This window comes from Trabulsiella odontotermitis (assembly GCF_001188485.1).
Classification (GTDB): Bacteria; Pseudomonadota; Gammaproteobacteria; order Enterobacterales; family Enterobacteriaceae; genus Trabulsiella; species Trabulsiella odontotermitis_A.
On the sequence record NZ_JNGH01000004.1, the window covers coordinates 1 to 2,144 of the forward strand.

Consider the following 2,144-nt stretch of genomic DNA (forward strand, 5'->3'; position numbering starts at 1 on the left):
TCTGCACTGGTATTCCCGGTCGGATCGGTGGCGGTCACGGTCAGCGCATGGTTGCCCTCACCCAGCGGCGTGGATGGTGCCATGCTCCAGCTGCCGTCCGAACCCACGGTGGTGCTGCCTATCGCCGTGCCGTTGTCATACACCGTAATGACATCGCCCGCATTACCGGTACCCGACAGTGTCGGGGTGGTGTCGTCGGTGCTCTGACCGTTGGTCAACGTGCCGGTCTCGCTGCCAGCATCATCGGTAGCGGCACCAATGGAAGGTGTTGCCGGTGGCGTAATGTCTGGCGCCGTAACTGACGCAGAAGGCCCGGTATTATTTGATGGATCGGTGGCTGAGGCATCGACCGTTTCGCCATTCTTCTGCGGGGGCTCCAGCGTAAGGGTAAAACTGCCATCAGGCCCCGTTCTGGCAGTGCCTAACGCGTTGCCATCTTTATCCGTAACCGTAACGGTACTTCCCGGCTCTGCAGTCCCCGTCAATGTAGAACCATCAGGCGAGAATTTGAGGTTTCCTGGCGCGTCCGGGGCCGTCGTATCAACAGAAGTATCATTGTCCGAGCCGCCATGACCACCACCGCTACTCCCTGCCGCGATGGCGACTCCCCCAGCCACCGCGCCCAGTCCCCCCAGGATCCATGGCCAGGCGGCGACCCCGTCATGTGACTCTGCGGGCGTCGCTAACAATTCGTCAATTGATGCAATGGATTTGTACTCAGTACCCGTGGCACTGCTTTCTACCCACCAGAGCGCACCATGGTTATCTTCGAGAACCAGTTGGCTGGTCCCTAACTCATTCGTCACATAAAAGTTTTTAACGACTATTTTTTCGCCGGACTGCAGAGTGATAACCATATCATTCTTGTCGCGAGCCAATGACGCGATGTCAGTGCGCGACAAATGAAGTTTTACAATGGAAGGAGAGTTTAACGAGATGCTATTTGCGTTTTGGGTAGAAGAAACCCTAGTCATTTTGGAGATCACATCAATTTGATAACTCATTTAGATAACCCTATCAAAGTATAATTTCCAGAAAAAGCCCTGCCCTCCGGGCAGCAGGTTCCCTCCACAATTTAAAATCTGGCGTCAGAACCCTGACCTGAGTTACATTACCTGTCGAACAACTCGCGTTGTAATATTTTCCTAAAACATCGACAGACTCATCTGCAATATAATCTCAAGCACACAAAATTTAAGTTGCTATATATTCCTGGTTACTTCGATAAAGGAAATTTTTTCCTAATAAAACACAAAATCTGATGCAAAATATTCTCACCAATCACATATAAATAGTTACATTTCAATAAGATGTGTAATTTTTAATCATCTGAAATTGTAACAACTATGTTGTGGCTGTATGTGCGTTTTATAAAAACATTACGCTGCGATTTATATAGCACACTAAAAATCAAAATCAAATCGATTAAATATCCGCGTTTCTAAAACCACACTAAAAACACCACTATAATTCACATGAAAATATTCCTAATATTACTGTAAATATTCTTATTCACTCGCGTTTCGCATACCTGTCCTCTTGTCAGGAGTATCCTCCAGACGTGGCATTCTGCAATTTCCAATGGTTTCCACCATGCAGAAAATGTATATGTGTAGAAGTTCGTCTTTTGACAGACTCACTACATCTTGTGGTTTAAACAAGGACAAAATTAGAGGGAAACGGAGCCGCAATTTACGGCTCCGTTACTTTCAACGCCATCACTTACCAGTTGTATTTCACGCCCAGCATGCCCTGGGTATCGCTGTAGCCTTTGTCACCTATCTGCACGCCCACGTTGCCCCAGACGGTCAGGCGGTTGTACAGCTTACCTTCCACACCAGTGCGAACTTCACCCTGGTTACGCGCGCCGTCACGGCTTATCCGATACCCATTCATCTTCACGCTAAAGGTGTCGGTATTGTGGATCCAGTTCACCTCCATGAACGGCTGGAATTCACGCTGTTTACCGTCATCCATTTTGTGATGACTGTTCAGGTACGTTCTCACCCCGAGACGCGTCTGGACATTACTGTCGCCTTCCGTTTCGATGTGAATACCGTCCTTCCGGGTATGCGTCTTGTCTTTCACGCCCATCCAGGTGACCTGCGCCTGCGGCTGCACATACCAGGTGTTCAGCGTACCCT

General features: G+C 49.0%; 2 protein-coding genes. Both read right to left on the reverse strand.

Translation table 11 applies throughout. The features are described from left to right. On the reverse strand, positions 1-1,004 hold a 1,004-nt coding region (locus tag GM30_RS00020; protein WP_155483878.1), incomplete at its 3' end, for a BapA/Bap/LapF family prefix-like domain-containing protein. A 718-nt stretch (positions 1,005-1,722) separates the two neighbouring features. Continuing rightward, positions 1,723-2,144: autotransporter outer membrane beta-barrel domain-containing protein (locus GM30_RS00025; RefSeq protein WP_155483879.1), on the reverse strand; the 422-nt coding region annotated here is incomplete at its 5' end.